The following is a 13,596-nucleotide window of genomic DNA, read 5'->3' as shown; positions in this document are numbered from 1 at the left end:
CACGCGATCCACGCGTTTATCCGTCGGTCGAGGAGGGACGGAGCCCCGTCACGCGACCAGGAGCAGCGGCGCTGCGACGAGGACCGACCAGATGAGCTCCGACGCCCCCGTGGCGGCCAGGACGGGGATGAGGGCCGGACCCGTCGCTCCGCCCAGGACGGCACGCGTGGGCGGGAGCGCCCGGGCGAGGAACCCGAGGCCGAGGAGGGCCCACCACGTCGTCGCCGCGGCGACGGCGACCACCGCTGCGGCAGCGGCCAGCACGAGGAAGGCGTAGAGGTAGCGCGTGCGCTCGTCGCCGAGGCGCACGGCGAGCGTGCGCTTGCCGGCCACGGTGTCGGTGGGGATGTCGCGCAGGTTGTTGGCGACGAGGATGGCGCACGCGAGCGCGCCGATCCCGATGCCGGCGTAGAGGGCGGGCCACTCCCAGGTCTCGGACTGCACGTAGGTCGTGCCGACGACTGCCACCAGGCCGAAGAAGACGAAGACCATCACCTCGCCGAGGCCGAGGTAGCCGTAAGGCTTCTCACCGCCGGTGTAGAACCACGCGGCGACCACGCACACGAGGCCGACCGCGACGAGCCACCACGCTGTGGTGGCGGCGAGGACCAGCCCGGCCACCGCGGCCACGCCGAAGGCGGCGAAGGCGGCGGCCTTCACCGCTCGTGGCGACGCCGCTCCCGAGCCCACGAGCCGCATCGGCCCCACCCGGTCGGCGTCGGTGCCCCGCACCCCGTCGGAGTAGTCGTTGGCGTAGTTCACGCCGACCTGCAGCGCGAGGCTGACGACGAGGGCGAGCAGGGCCTTCCACCACACCGCGTGGTCGACGTACGCCGCCACGCCGGTGCCGGCGAGGACGGGCGCGACCGCGGCGGGAAGGGTGCGCGGTCGGGCGCCGGCGAGCCAGTCAGCGGAGGAGGTCACCGCCGGATTGTGTCAGGAGCTGAGCGGGCTCACGCCGCCAGGCTCCGCGGGCTGCTCGACCGTCGGCGGGCCCACAGGCGCGGAGTCGGCCGCCTTCGCCGACGACGTCGCGTCGGCCAGGACGTCGGCCGGCACGTGCTGCTCGAGGAAGCGGCGGGCGAGGCGTACGGACGGGTGCAGGCCGGCAGCCGCGGCGGTGACGAGCGCTGCGATGACCAGCCAGCCCAGCGAGCTCCAGTCCATCACGAGGAACGTGTAGACGGCGGGCGCCCAGACCCGGCCCAGGGTGCCCATCAGCTCGGCCGCGCCCTGGTACTCGCCGCGGCGGCGCGGGTCCATCAGCTCGGCCTCGAAGGTCCAGCTCGCGGCCGACAGGAACAGCTCGGCGCCGGTGAGCGTGACGTGGCCGAGGAAGAACAGCACGACGGTCAGCAGGCCCACCGTGTGGTGGGTCGACAGCGTGATGACGCACGAGACGATGAAGAAGAAGGTGGAGATCCGGATGGCGCGCAGGCCGGTCGAGAGGTCGCGGACCCCGCGCGCGGCCGCGAGCGGCAGCAGGATGCACATGACGGTGTTGGTGCCGAAGAGGAAGGCCAGCACCACCCACGGGGCGTCGGTCTTCTGCACGAGCCACAGCGGGATGACGAGGTTGAGGATGACCTGGTTGGTCCACAGCACGCCGTCGCAGAACGACGCGGCGAGCCAGCCGACGTTCTTCATCGGGCTGGGGCCCTCGACCTTGACCTTGCGCTCCTCGGTCGTCTTGAGGTCGTGGGACGCCGGTGGCAGGCGGGTGATGTTGACCGCGTTGAGGGCGAAGACGACGGAGGTGAACCACGGCAGCGCCGAGATGACCGTCAGCGACTCCGTGGCGAGGGCGACGCCGCCCGCCAGTGCGCCGAGGGTGAAGCCGACGTTGAGCGCGGAGTACATGTAGGCCCGCGACTCCACGCGCTCGGCCGCCGGCAGGACGTCGATCGTGTAGGCGCCGTGCGCCGCGCCACCCAGCGACCCCACCACCTCGAGCGCGACCGCCAGGGCGACGTAGCCGGCGAAGCTGTCGATGAACGGCCAGCTGCACACCAGCGCGGCCTGGCCCGCGGAGCTGATCGCCCAGCAGCGCTTGGGCCCGAAGCGGTCGACCACCTTGCCCATCGGGTAGGCCGCGATGAACGCCGCGATGCCGGCGATGGTGAGGCCGAGGCCGACCTGGGGCCCGGTGAGGCCGACCACCTCGGTGAAGAACACCGCCGACCCCGCCATGAACGTGCCCTCGCCGAGCGCGAACAGCAGCGACTGCGTCGAGAGGCGACCGGCGAGCCGAGAGGGTGGGGTGAGGTAAGCGATCAGCGCGGTGAACATCGCCGGCCATTCTCACCCGCCGCACCGACACTCGTCCTGCCATTTTCGGACGGCTGCGTCACACTCCCGCCCACCGGTGTCCGGCGCGACCGCGCCTGACCGGGGCCACATCCGCCGCACGTGCTGCCGACGGCATGCATCGTGCAGGCAGTTCGCGCGCCACGGCCCCGGCGCGGCGCTCGGCGGGCAGCCGCGAGCCGCGAACTGCCTGCACGGTGCTGGCTCGCGGAGGGCGACGTCCGGTGGTCTCCGCTGCCGAGCCCGACCGGCATCGCTGGGGCACCGCCGGACTGCAAGATCGGGACTGAGCCTCAGCCGTCGGAGCCGGAGGCCGGGCACGCCACGTCGAGGGCCGGGCTGCGGCCTGCCGCGCGGTAGGCGTCGAGGTCGCGTACGCCCTGCCGCCACATCGACAGCCACATCTCGGTCGCCTTCTGGGGCGACAAGGTGCCCATGCGCAGCATGTCCATGTGGTGCACGTGCGTGTCCCAGGTGTCGATCGACGTCTTCGCCGCCCGCGCGACCCCGAGCTCGGCGTCCACCAGGCGTGAGCAGGCGCGTACGGCGGCCGGCGCGGGACCGAGCAGGTCGGGTGCGGGGCAGTCCACGCCCGTCCGCTCGAGGGCGGTCCAGGCCTTGCGGAAGCGATCGACGTTGCGCTGCGCGCCCACCCTGGTCTGGTTCCAGAACTGCGTCGCCTGCTGCAGCGTGATCTCGCCGACCACGAGCTTGTTCATGGCGTCGACGTGGACGCCCCACTGCCGGAGGGCCGGACGCGCCGCCGCGAGCGGCTCCTCCAGGGCTGTGTCCGCGTCGGCGCAGCGCTCGGACCGGGTGTCGGCAGCCTGCTGCGCAGGGGCGGAGCTCGGACTGCTGCGAGGCTCCGGCTCGGACTCGGACTCGGACTCGGCGGAGACGCTGCGGCTGCTCGCCTGCGGTGCTGCGTCATCGCCGTCCTGGACGACGCCCACCCAGAGCACCACGCCCAGCAGTCCGAGCACTGTGCCCACCACGAAGGTCAGCGCCAGCAGCCTGGCGGGCGCCACCGGTCCTGTGTCTGTCTCCATGCGATCCCCCCGGAAAGACGAGAGCTCTCAGCACTCTTCCGGACGGTAGATCGCGGTGCACCCGTCAGTCTCCACCCTCTCGTGGGGGAAAGGGTTGGTCCAAGGTGTCGTCGCCGTCGGCCTCGGAATCGACCCCCGGGCGGCCCTGGGCCATCCGTCCGGTGTCGCGCCGGATGCCCTCGGCCCGGCGTCGTTCGAAGAGCAGGATGGCCACGACCACCCCGACCATCACGACGACGGTGGCGACGAGCCGGAAGGCGTCCATCCCTCCACCATGGCACGCAGGGCCGAACGGGGAGGAGGCACCGGGGCTCAGGCGCCGGGCACCACGCGCATGTCGCGGTCGGCGCCGCCGTCCAGCGCCCGGAGCGCCTCCTGGTAGGCCTCGCTGTCGTGCGCGGCGACCGCGACCTCGACGGACGGGAACTCGATGACGACCGTGCGGGTGGCCTCGCCCATCTCGAAGGTCGCCTCCGGCACGCCCCGCACCAGGAAGCGGCCACCCGCCGCGGTCAGCGCGGGACCGGCGAGCGTGGCGTAGGCAGCCACCTTGTCGGGGTCGTGCACGGCCTTGTAGGTGGTGATCCAGTACGCGGTCATGGCCGCGACCCTACGGCGTACGACCGAGGTCCGCGGCGGTCAGGTCGCGGAGCCGTGCCGGGCGAGGTAGCGCTCGGCGGCCCGTGCCGACGGGCCCATGGTGAGCGTCGAGACCACGACGATGGCCGCGATGGTGATCCAGCCGAACGACCCGTGCTCCATCGCCAGCCAGGTGTAGAGCGCGGGCGCCCACACCGAGCCGAGGGTGCCACCGATGTGGGCGGCGCCCTGGTACTCGGCGCGCTGGTCGGCGTCGGTCAGGTCCGACATGAAGCCCCAGTGGCCGGCCGACTGGAAGAGCTCGGCGCCGGTCACCGTGACGTGCCCGAGCCAGACGAGCGCGATGGTGAGCCAGCCGATGGTGTCGTGGGTGACGAGCACGATGGCGCACGACAGGACGAAGAACCCGGACGAGATGTACGACGCCCGCAGCGACCGCGCGACCGAGTCGACGCCACGCGCCGCCGCGACCTGCAGCAGCACGGCCATCACGGTGTTGGTGGCGAACAGCCAGGCGAGCAGCACGCGGGGCGCGTCGGTCTCCTCCACCAGCCACAGCGGGATCACGATGTTGAGCAGCACCTGGTTGGTGCCCAGCACGCCGTCGCCCGTCATCAGGGCCAGGAACGGGCGGTTCTTCAGCGCCCGCGGCTTGATGAGCTCCTCGTCGGCGTGCTTCGGGGCCTTGGCGGGCGGGTCGGGCAGCCGGGTGATCCAGTAGGCGTTGGCCAGCAGGATCAGGCCGGTGAGGATCGGCACCGCCCGCACGACGTCGTCGCTGTTGGTGGCCAGTGCCAGGCCGCCGATGAGCGCTCCGACGGTGAACCCGATGTTGAGCGCTGCCCGCATGAAGGCCTGCGACTGGACGCGCTCCTCTCGGGTGAAGATGTCGATCGTGTAGGCGCCGCGCCCGCTCCAGCCGGCCTGGCTGACCACCTCGAGCACGACCATCATCGCGAGGTAGGCGGCGAAGCCGTGGATGAGCGGCCAGACCAGGTAGAGGGCGGCGGTCAGGGTGGCGCTGAGCGCCCAGATGCGCTTCGTGCCGACCCGGTCGGCGAGCTTGCCCGCCGGCACGGCGAAGAAGAAGGACGTGATGCCGGCGACGGTGAGGCCGATGCCGACCTGCGCGGCGGAGAGGCCGACGACCTGGGTGAAGAACACCGCCGACCCGGTGATGAAGGTGCCCTCGCCGACCGCGAAGAGGATCGACTGGACCGACAGCGACCGCGCGAGGGGCGACGGTGGGAGCTGGCGCTGCCACCAGGACTGCGCGCCCGTCTCGCCTCGCGTCTCGGTGCCGTCCATCGGCCTCATGGTGGCAGAGCCACTAGCGTTCGTCGTGTGAGTTTCCTGCGGCCCTCGGACGAACCTTCCATCGCCATCCGACAGCTGTCGGCGTGGCTGGAGGCCGACGCCCCGCCCCCGTTGCTGATCGAGACCTCCGGGTCGACCGGGAAGCCGAAGGGGGTCGTCCTCCCGCGCCGCGCCGTGCTGGCCAGCGTCGAGGCGTCCGCCCGGCGGCTGGGCGGCACCGGTCGGTGGCTGCTCGCGCTGCCGTCGTCGTACGTCGCCGGGGTGCAGGTCATCGTCCGCTCGCTGGTCGCCGGCCACGAGCCCGTCGTCGTCGACGGCCTCGACGTCGTCCGTGCGATCGGCACGGACCGGGACGGGGTCCCGGCCTTCGCCTCGCTCGTGCCGACCCAGCTCCACCGCATGGTGGCCGACCCCGAGCAGGTCACCGCCCTCGCCAGGTGCCAGGCCGTCCTGGTCGGCGGTGGCGGCCTCGACCCGGCCGTACGCCGCCGCGCGGAGGAGCAGGGCGTGCGGGTCGTCGCCACCTACGGCTCCTCGGAGACCGCCGGCGGGTGCGTGTACGACGGCCTGCCGCTCGACGGGGTCGGCGTGACCATCGGCGCCGAGGGCCGGGTGCGCATCGCCGGGCCCACCCTGTTCAGCCACTACGCCGACGACCCGAGGCTGACCGCCGAGACCGTCGTCGACGGCTGGTTCCTCACCTCCGACGCGGGCCGCTTCGACGAGGACGGTCGGCTGCAGGTCATCGGCCGCATCGACGACGTGGTCGTCAGCGGTGGCGTCAAGGTCCCGGTCACCGCCGTCGCCCGCCGCCTCCGCGAGCACCTGCTCGTCACCGACGCCGAGGTCCTCGGCGTCCCCGATCCCGAGTGGGGCCAGCGCGTCGTCGCCGTGGTCGTCGGCAACGTCCGCGAGGCCGAGCTGCGCGACTGGGTCAGCCTCGAGCACCCCCGGTCCTGGGCGCCGCGCGAGTTCCGCTGGGTGGAGAGCCTGCCGCTGCTGCCCAACGGCAAGGTCGACCGGCAGGCGATCCGGGCCGCGCTGTGACGGCCGGGCCAGCGGACGACCTGCATGTCTTCTCCATCCCGCTGCGCACCCGCTTCCGCGGCATCACCGTGCGTGAGGGGGTGCTGCTGCGCGGCGACGCCGGGTGGGGGGAGTGGTCGCCGTTCCTGGAGTACGACGACGCGACGGCGCGACCCTGGCTCGTTTGCGCCCGCGAGGCGGCCGACGTGGGGTGGCCGGAGCCGGTGCGCGACGTCGTGCCCGTCAACGTCACCGTCCCGGCCACCGACCCCGACCGGGCGCACGCCATCGTCACCGCCGGCGGCTGTCGCACGGCGAAGGTCAAGGTGGCCGAGCGCGGCCAGGCGCTGGCCGACGACCTGGCCCGCGTCGAGGCGGTGCGCGACGCGCTCGGGCCCGACGGCCTGGTGCGGGTCGACGCCAACGGGGCGTGGGACGTCGACGAGGCCGTCCGTGCGATCGCCGCGATCGACCGCGCCGCCGGCGGCCTGGAGTACGTCGAGCAGCCGGTGGCGGCGGTGGAGGACCTCGCCGTCGTGCGCCGGCGGGTGGAGGTCCCGGTCGCGGCCGACGAGTCGATCCGCCGCGCCGAGGACCCCTACCGGGTGCGCGACCTCGAGGCCGCCGACGTCGCCGTGCTGAAGGTGCAGCCGCTCGGCGGGGTGCGGGCCTGCCTGCGCATCGCCGAGGACATCGGCCTGCCGGTCGTCGTCTCCAGCGCGGTCGAGTCGAGCATCGGCATCGCCGCCGGCGTCGCCCTCGCTGCCGCGCTGCCCGAGCTCCACCACGCGTGCGGGCTCGCGACGGTGCAGCTGCTCACCGACGACGTGGCGGCCGACCCGCTCCTGCCGGTCGACGGCGTGCTGCGCGTCGGCCGGCCGGAGGTCGACCCTGCGGCGCTGTCGCGACTCGCGGCCGAGCAGGACCGGGTCACCCACTGGCGCGACCGGCTGGCGACCGTAGGGCAGGATCACTCGGCGTGACCAACCCCTCGACCGACCTCGCGCGCACCGTGGTGACCGCACTTCGCGGAGCCGCGGTGCGTGAGGTGGTGATCGCTCCCGGATCCCGCAACGCGCCGCTCTCCTTCGCGATCTACGACGCCGCGCAGGCGGGCGGCCTGCGGCTCCACACGCGCATCGACGAGCGGACCGCCGGCTTCCTCGCACTCGGCCTGGCCAAGGTCGGCAGCCGCCCCGCGGCCGTGTCCTGCACCTCGGGCACGGCCGTGGCGAACCTCCTGCCTGCCGTGGTCGAGGCCGCGCACGCCGGTGTCCCGCTGGTGGTCGTGACCGCCGACCGGCCGGCGCGCCTGCGCGGCACCGGTGCCAACCAGACCACCGACCAGGTGGGGATCTTCGGCCGCTTCGCCCCGACCCTCGACGTCGCCTCGGCCGAGCTCGACGACCTGCTCGCCTTCCTGCGCCGGCACGACTTCCGCCGGCCGGTCCACCTCAACCTGCAGCTCGACGAGCCGCTGCTGCCCGACGTCGGGTGGGACGTCGGTGAGGCCCCCACGTGGGGCGTGAGCACCCAGGCGCCGGCGCGCGACGTCGTCGACCTCGACCCCGGCCCCCGCACCGTGGTGGTCGCCGGCGACGACGCGGGTCCGCCCGCGCGCCAGCTGGCCGAGGCCGGCAACTGGCCCCTGCTCGCCGAGCCGAGCAGCGGGTGCCGCACCGGGGACACGGTCATCCGCACCTACCGGTTGCTCCTCGGGGGCGAGCTCGGCCGACGGGTCGAGCGCGTGGTGGTCCTCGGCCACCCGACCCTGTCCCGGCCGGTGTCCCGGCTGCTGGCCCGCGACGACGTCGAGGTGGTCTCGGTGCGGAGCCGGGGGATGTGGCCCGACCGCCCGTTCGCGGTGTCGGGGGAGCACGACGGCGTGAACGTCACCGCGGCCGAGGACCCGGCGTGGCTGGAGGAGTGGCACCTCGCCGACCTGTCCGTCGGTCGGCAGCTCGACCGGCTGCTGGCCGCCGAGCCCGACCTCACGCCGTACGAGGTGGCCGGCGCGGTCAGCCGCGCCCTGCCCGCGGGCGGCCTGCTGGTCGTCGGCGCCTCCAACCCGGTCCGCGACCTCGACCTGATGGTCGCGCGCTACGAGGTGGGCGGACGTCGCAAGGTGATCGCCAACCGCGGCCTGGCCGGCATCGACGGCACCATCAGCTCCGCGATCGGCGCTGCCCTCGGCCGGCCCCGGTCCACCCGCGCCATGGCGCTGATGGGTGACGTGACGTTCCTGCACGACACGACCGGTCTGTTCCTCGGCCCGCGCGAGGAGCGCCCCGACCTGACAGTCGTGGTGGTCAACGACGACGGCGGGTCGATCTTCGCGACCCTCGAGCAGGGTGCGCCGGAGCACGCCGACCGCTTCGACACCCTCTTCGGCACCCCGCACGGGGTCGACGTCGCGAGCCTGTGTGCGGCCGCGCGGGTGCCGCACCTGCGGGTCACCTCGCTGCCCGAGCTCGAGCAGGCCCTCGCGACGCCCAACGGCGGGATCGAGGTGGTCGAGGCGCGGGTGCGTCGCGACAACCGGGCCGAGCTGGACGCAAAGATCCGCGCCCTGGTCCTTCCCTGAGAACAGGGAGAGCGGGCCAGGGCGCGGATCGTCGTGCCGGGCGAGCCAGTGACGCAAGGTCACCGACTCAGTGTCGGACTCAGGGCTGCGGGGTCTCCCACACGCGGACCCAGTCGACGTACATGTGCTGCGGGAGCTTCTTGTCGGACATCTCCAGCGCCTCGTAGTCGGAGGCGAGCAGGCTCAGGATGAGGTACTGGCGGGCCTTCGAGACGCGGGCCGACGTGCGCCAGGTCTCCTTGCCGTCGATGCGGAAGATGATCGTCTTGGGCGTCCACTGCACCGAGAAGACGTGGTAGTTCTTCGACCAGCCGTCCTTCTTGTTCTGCAGGAACGACTTCGAGTCCTTGATCCACGAGCCGGTCTTGATCAGGCGCTTGCCCTTGTACCAGTGGATGAAGCTGGTGAGGCCACCCTGGGGGTGCTTGTCACCGAAGTACTCGATGATGTCGATCTCGTGGCCGTCGCTGCCCGGGCCGTTGCCGCCGACGGGCTGCGACCAGAAGCTGGCGTGCTGGCCCTGCGACTTCTGCATCTTGATGCGGGCGGCGGCGACGCCGTAGCGGAAGTCGAACGCGCCCTCGGTGCCGATGTGGCCGTTGAGGCGGTAGGAGATCTTCTTCTTGAGCTTGCGCGAGGTGGCCTTGCACTTGCCCTTCTTGGACTTGTCCTTGATGACGCTCAGGCGCACGCTGCCGCCGCCGACCTTGACGGCCTTGGGGTCACCCTTGGAGCACTTGCGCTTGCTCTGCGCCTCGTAGTCCTGGCCGCGCATGTGCCACACGGGGTTGAGGGTGCTGCCGGAGAACTCGTCCGTGAAGGTCGGGGTCAGCCACTGCGTGGTGTCGGCGGAGGAGCTGGAGACCTTCTTGAGGCCCTTGAACTTCTGCGCGGTGACGCGGTAGGTCACGGCGGCGCCGCCGCTGGAGACCGCGGCCTTGAAGTTGGCGTCGCCGGACTTCTCCTGCTTGGCGGTGCCGACCTTCTTCCACGACGACCCGACGAGGCGCTCGAGGACCACCTTGCGGCCGACCTTGACCGGCTTGATGGTCGCCGTGACGGCGGCCTTGGCGGAGTCGGCGCTGGCGGTGCGCTTGCCCTGCTGGACGATCTGCGGGAGCACAGCCACCGAGATCTTCTGGCCGGCCTTCTTGGTCACCGACGTGGTCGCGGGGCGAGCCGCGGAGTCGGTGGCCGAGCCGGTCTCGACCGTCAGGAGCAGGGACGCGGGCAGGAGCAGCGCGGCGGCGCTGCCTGCGAGCACGCGGCGTGCAGACATGTAGGACTCTCTTCGTCTCGGGTGCGATTGGTGATTCCCCCAGGGCACTCCACCCGTCGGAGGCGGCCCCACCCTAACCTTCAGCCCCACCCGTACGACGATTCCCCACGAAACGGGGCGCGCCTAGCATGGCGAGCATGCGGATCACCAAGTTCGGCCACGCGTGCGTCCGGGTGCAGGGCGACGGCGGTGTCGTCGTCATCGACCCGGGTGTGTTCACCGACCCCGCCGCCCTCGAGGGCGCGGACGCCGTCCTGATCACCCACGAGCACCCCGACCACGTGCACCCCGACCACCTCCGCGGAGGCGACCTGCCGATCTGGACCATCGCTGCGGTCGAGCGGCTGCTGCGCGAGCAGGCGCCGGAGGTCGCCGACCGCGTGACGGTGGTGCGGCCGGGTGACCGGCTCGAGGTCGCCGGCACGGCGGTGGAGGTCGTCGGCGAGAAGCACGCGGTGATCCACCCTGACTACGACCGCTTCGACAACTCCGGCTACGTCCTGGAGTCCGGCGGAGCGAGCGTCTACCACCCTGGCGACGCCCTGACGCCTCCCGGTCGTGAGGTCGACGTCCTCCTCGCCCCGGTGAGTGCGCCGTGGCTCAAGGTGAGCGAGGCGATCGACTTCGTGCGCGAGGTCGGCGCGCCCCGGTCGCTCGGGATCCACGACCGCGTCTACAGCGACATCGGCCTCGACATGGTGGCCACCCACATGGGCAACCTGTTGCCGGAGGGCCAGGCGTTCGAGCGTCGCGAGCCCGGCCAGGACCTCTAGCTCAGACTTTCAGCCCGGCCTCTGGCGCGGACCCGGCTCAGCCGGCGCCGAGGGCGTCGCGGACGGGCACGAACTTCGCCTGCGACTCGGCGAGCTCCGCCTCGGGGTCCGAGCTCGCCACGATGCCGCAGCCGGCGAAGAGCCGGACGCCGCCCTCGGTCACCATCGCCGAGCGCAGCGCGATGCCCCACTCGCCGTCGCCGGACGCGTCCATCCAGCCGACCGGGCCGGCGTAGCGCTCGCGAGGCATCCCCTCGATCTCGGCGATCAGGCCGGTGGCGGCGGCCGTCGGGGTGCCCCCGACCGCAGCCGACGGGTGCAGCGACTCGGCCAGCTGCAGCGAGGTCGCGTTGTCGTGGACGACGCCGTTGACGTCGGTGGCGAGGTGCATGACGTTGGGCAGGTGGAGGACGAACGGCGCCTCCGGCACGTTCATCGACGAGCAGTGCGGCTCGAGGGCGTCGGCGACCGAGCGCACGGCGTACTCGTGCTCCTCGAGGTCCTTCGACGAGCGGGCGAGGGTGGCGGCGAGGGCGAGGTCGCGCTCGTCGTCGCCGGTACGCCGGATGGTGCCGGCGAGCACCCGGGAGGTCACCAGGCCGCGCTCGCGGCGCACGAGCATCTCCGGGGTGGCGCCGAACAGGCCGTTCACGTGGAAGGTCCAGCACATCTCGTACTGCTCGGCCAGCCGGTGCAGCGGCCACCGGACGTCGAGCGGCTCGTCGGTGGTCGCGACGAGGTCGCGGGCCAGCACGACCTTCTCGAGCTCGCCGGCGGTGATCCGCCGGACGGCCTCGGCGACGACCGACATCCACTCCTCGCCGTTGCGGGCGCCGTCGGAGAAGACCAGGCCCACGGGCGGCTCGGGGGAGGGTGCCGGGACGAGCTCGGGCGCCTCGACGGACACGGTGGTCAGCCAGGTCCGGTCGCCGCGGCGGCCGACGACGACCTGCGGGATGACGAGCACGGACTCACCCGGCTCGTCGGCGAACGCGAAGGCACCGAAGCTGACGAGCCCGGTGCCGGGCTCGCCGACCCGGTCGTCGACCCGGGCGCGGGCGACCGTCTCGGACCACCACTTCACCGCATCGCTGAAGCGCGTCGGTCCGGAGGTCTCGAGCCGGGCCGCGACCCCCCAGCCCACGAGGCCCTCGCCGCGGCGCAGCCAGCTGACGGGCTCGTGCTGCGGCAGCAGGTCGAGGAGGGGGAGATCCGCCAGGTCCACCGGGACGGTGCGCACGACGAGCGGCGGGGTGGAGGCGGACGCGGGGATCGTCACGAGGGGGGAGCCTACGCCGGGGCGTGGCGGGCGAGGAGGGGAGATCGGCGAAACGGCGAACAGGGGAGGCGTACGTCACCTAGGTTGCGTCGATAACCGTCACCCCCCAAGGAGCCCGCACGTGCCTGCCCACGAATCTCCTCTCGTCCGGCTGGAGCGACACGCACGCAACCGGGCGCTCGAGGTCGCCGTGACGGAGGTGCGCGACGGGACGTGGACCTCGCTGACGTGGAACGAGCTCTACCGCCGCGTGATCGACGGGGCTGCCGGCATGATCGAGGCGGGGGTCGACCCCGGTCAGGTCGTCGTCATCCGGGTCGCGACGGGGGTCCGCCAGCTCGAGCTCGAGCTCGCCACCCGGGTCGCCGGCGCGGTGCCGCTGCTGCTCCCCGAGCACCTGGACGCGGCCGAGGTCGGTCGGCTCCTCGACGAGGTCGAGGTGCGACTGGTCGTCGTCGACGACGAGAGCCGGCTGTCGCTGCTGCGGCGCGCCGCCCTCGCCGACGCCCAGCTGTTCGAGTGCGACGACCGCTCGTGGGAGCGCCTGCGGGGCATGGGGCTGGAGCGGCGCAAGCGCCAGCCCGACCTGCTGCCCTGGGTCGCCACTGCCCGCGTCGGGGCCTCGTCGGCGCCGGTGCTGGGCCTGCCGCGGGAGAAGGCCCAGGCGTGGCTCTTCCGTCCCGAGTGCTCCGGGGCCCTCTCCGACCTGACCGGCGACCACGTCGTCCTGCTGACCGGCGAGGCGACCGACCGCTTCACCACGGTCGCCCGCGACGCCCACCTCACCTCGGGCTGCACCCTCGCGTGGGTGGAGGCGGCCGACGAGCTGGAGGGCGCGCTCGCCCACGTCCGACCCACGCACGTGCTGCTCGACCACGGAGCGGCCCGGGTGCTGGAGGACCTGCTCGAGGCAGCCACCGTCGACGGCGCCCCGTGGCACGTCACCCCGCGTGAGGTCCTCGAGGCCATGTCGGCGCAGGTGGCCGAGGCGCGGCTGGGCTCCAAGGCACGCAAGCTCGCGGCCGAGGTGTCCGCCCTGGGCCCCTGGTGGGGCGACCGGCTCCAGGTGCTCGTCATGGACGCCCGGGTCAATCGCACCGTCAGCGGCCTGGCGACGACCCTCGGGTTCCGCATCCGCCGGGTCGCGCACCACCCTGCAGTCCGGCTCGAGCTGGCGCGTGAGCACGCCGTGGTCGCCGTACCCACGGCACCGCATGTCCAGGCGGCCTCGGTCTCGCTCCCGCGCCGCGGCCGCGCGGGCGACGGCCTCGACTCGGCCTTCTCGCTCGCCGGCACGCCCGGCTCCTGAGCGTCCCTCCCGGTCCGGGCCGGGGGACACGTTTCCCACACGGGTCGGACAAGGGCGGGTAAAGAGCCTGACG

The 13,596-nt window shown here is 73.0% G+C and carries 13 protein-coding genes; 5 read left to right on the top strand and 8 right to left on the bottom strand.

The annotated features are described in order from the left end of the window. Positions 1-48: 48 nt before the first annotated feature. The 6 genes from AC3A3L_RS05110 to AC3A3L_RS05085 all read right to left on the bottom strand — a co-directional run bounded on the left by AC3A3L_RS05110 (position 49) and on the right by AC3A3L_RS05085 (position 5,264). Positions 49-924 (bottom strand): 1,4-dihydroxy-2-naphthoate polyprenyltransferase, encoded by an 876-nt coding sequence (locus tag AC3A3L_RS05110; protein ID WP_487638932.1) that lies wholly within the window; start codon positions 922-924, stop codon positions 49-51. A 12-nt stretch (positions 925-936) separates the two neighbouring features. After that, entirely contained in the window at positions 937-2,289 is a 1,353-nt protein-coding gene (locus tag AC3A3L_RS05105) for an MFS transporter (RefSeq protein WP_487638931.1), read from the bottom strand. 311 nt (positions 2,290-2,600) lie between these two features. After that, positions 2,601-3,356 (bottom strand): hypothetical protein, encoded by a 756-nt coding sequence (locus AC3A3L_RS05100; RefSeq protein WP_487638930.1) that lies wholly within the window; start codon positions 3,354-3,356, stop codon positions 2,601-2,603. Positions 3,357-3,420: 64 nt separating this feature from the next. Next, entirely contained in the window at positions 3,421-3,621 is a 201-nt protein-coding gene (locus AC3A3L_RS05095; protein WP_487638929.1) for a hypothetical protein, read from the bottom strand. 47 nt (positions 3,622-3,668) lie between these two features. Next, positions 3,669-3,956 (bottom strand): DUF1330 domain-containing protein, encoded by a 288-nt coding sequence (locus AC3A3L_RS05090; protein ID WP_487638928.1) that lies wholly within the window; start codon positions 3,954-3,956, stop codon positions 3,669-3,671. Positions 3,957-3,995: 39 nt separating this feature from the next. Further along, complete coding sequence (locus tag AC3A3L_RS05085; protein WP_487638927.1) at positions 3,996-5,264, bottom strand: MFS transporter; 1,269 nt, start codon at positions 5,262-5,264, stop codon at positions 3,996-3,998. Positions 5,265-5,300: 36 nt separating this feature from the next. Between AC3A3L_RS05085 and AC3A3L_RS05080 the strand changes: the two genes are divergently transcribed. The 3 genes from AC3A3L_RS05080 to menD are packed head-to-tail and all read left to right on the top strand — an operon-like array spanning position 5,301 to position 8,883. Continuing rightward, a complete protein-coding gene (locus tag AC3A3L_RS05080) occupies positions 5,301-6,320 on the top strand; it encodes an AMP-binding protein (RefSeq protein WP_487638926.1) in 1,020 nt (339 codons plus the stop codon). Further along, positions 6,317-7,282 (top strand): o-succinylbenzoate synthase, encoded by a 966-nt coding sequence (locus tag AC3A3L_RS05075; RefSeq protein ID WP_487638925.1) that lies wholly within the window; start codon positions 6,317-6,319, stop codon positions 7,280-7,282. Before AC3A3L_RS05080 ends, AC3A3L_RS05075 begins: the two co-directional genes overlap by 4 nt. Next, on the top strand, positions 7,279-8,883 hold the full coding sequence (gene menD / locus AC3A3L_RS05070; RefSeq protein WP_487638924.1) for a 2-succinyl-5-enolpyruvyl-6-hydroxy-3-cyclohexene-1-carboxylic-acid synthase: 1,605 nt from the start codon (positions 7,279-7,281) through the stop codon (positions 8,881-8,883). Before AC3A3L_RS05075 ends, menD begins: the two co-directional genes overlap by 4 nt. A 79-nt stretch (positions 8,884-8,962) precedes the next feature. Here menD and AC3A3L_RS05065 read toward each other — a convergent pair whose 3' ends face one another. After that, positions 8,963-10,162: a glycoside hydrolase family 16 protein gene (locus AC3A3L_RS05065; RefSeq protein ID WP_487638923.1), complete on the bottom strand. Its 1,200-nt coding sequence runs from the start codon at positions 10,160-10,162 to the stop codon at positions 8,963-8,965. Positions 10,163-10,299: 137 nt separating this feature from the next. On the opposite strand from AC3A3L_RS05065, the gene AC3A3L_RS05060 reads away from it, so the two are divergent. Then, entirely contained in the window at positions 10,300-10,935 is a 636-nt protein-coding gene (locus tag AC3A3L_RS05060; protein ID WP_487638922.1) for an MBL fold metallo-hydrolase, read from the top strand. A 37-nt stretch (positions 10,936-10,972) separates the two neighbouring features. On the opposite strand, the gene AC3A3L_RS05055 is transcribed toward AC3A3L_RS05060, so the two are convergent. Further along, complete coding sequence (locus AC3A3L_RS05055; RefSeq protein WP_487638921.1) at positions 10,973-12,214, bottom strand: isochorismate synthase; 1,242 nt, start codon at positions 12,212-12,214, stop codon at positions 10,973-10,975. Between the two features lie 121 nt (positions 12,215-12,335). On the opposite strand from AC3A3L_RS05055, the gene AC3A3L_RS05050 reads away from it, so the two are divergent. After that, positions 12,336-13,523 (top strand): AMP-binding protein, encoded by a 1,188-nt coding sequence (locus tag AC3A3L_RS05050; RefSeq protein ID WP_487638920.1) that lies wholly within the window; start codon positions 12,336-12,338, stop codon positions 13,521-13,523. Positions 13,524-13,596: the final 73 nt, after the last annotated feature.

Source organism: Nocardioides sp. Soil_C_8 (assembly GCF_057656315.1).
Note: the sequence above shows the minus strand (reverse complement) of the source record. Positions and strands in the feature narration are given on the sequence as shown.

Coding starts and splice junctions, on each gene's coding strand:
- AC3A3L_RS05060 (WP_487638922.1), top strand. CDS start 10,300: ATGCGGATCACCAAGTTCGGCCACGCGTGCGTCCGGGTGCAGGGCGAC.
- AC3A3L_RS05095 (WP_487638929.1), bottom strand. CDS start 3,621: ATGGACGCCTTCCGGCTCGTCGCCACCGTCGTCGTGATGGTCGGGGTG.
- AC3A3L_RS05090 (WP_487638928.1), bottom strand. CDS start 3,956: ATGACCGCGTACTGGATCACCACCTACAAGGCCGTGCACGACCCCGAC.
- AC3A3L_RS05100 (WP_487638930.1), bottom strand. CDS start 3,356: ATGGAGACAGACACAGGACCGGTGGCGCCCGCCAGGCTGCTGGCGCTG.
- AC3A3L_RS05105 (WP_487638931.1), bottom strand. CDS start 2,289: ATGTTCACCGCGCTGATCGCTTACCTCACCCCACCCTCTCGGCTCGCC.
- AC3A3L_RS05065 (WP_487638923.1), bottom strand. CDS start 10,162: ATGTCTGCACGCCGCGTGCTCGCAGGCAGCGCCGCCGCGCTGCTCCTG.
- AC3A3L_RS05085 (WP_487638927.1), bottom strand. CDS start 5,264: ATGGACGGCACCGAGACGCGAGGCGAGACGGGCGCGCAGTCCTGGTGG.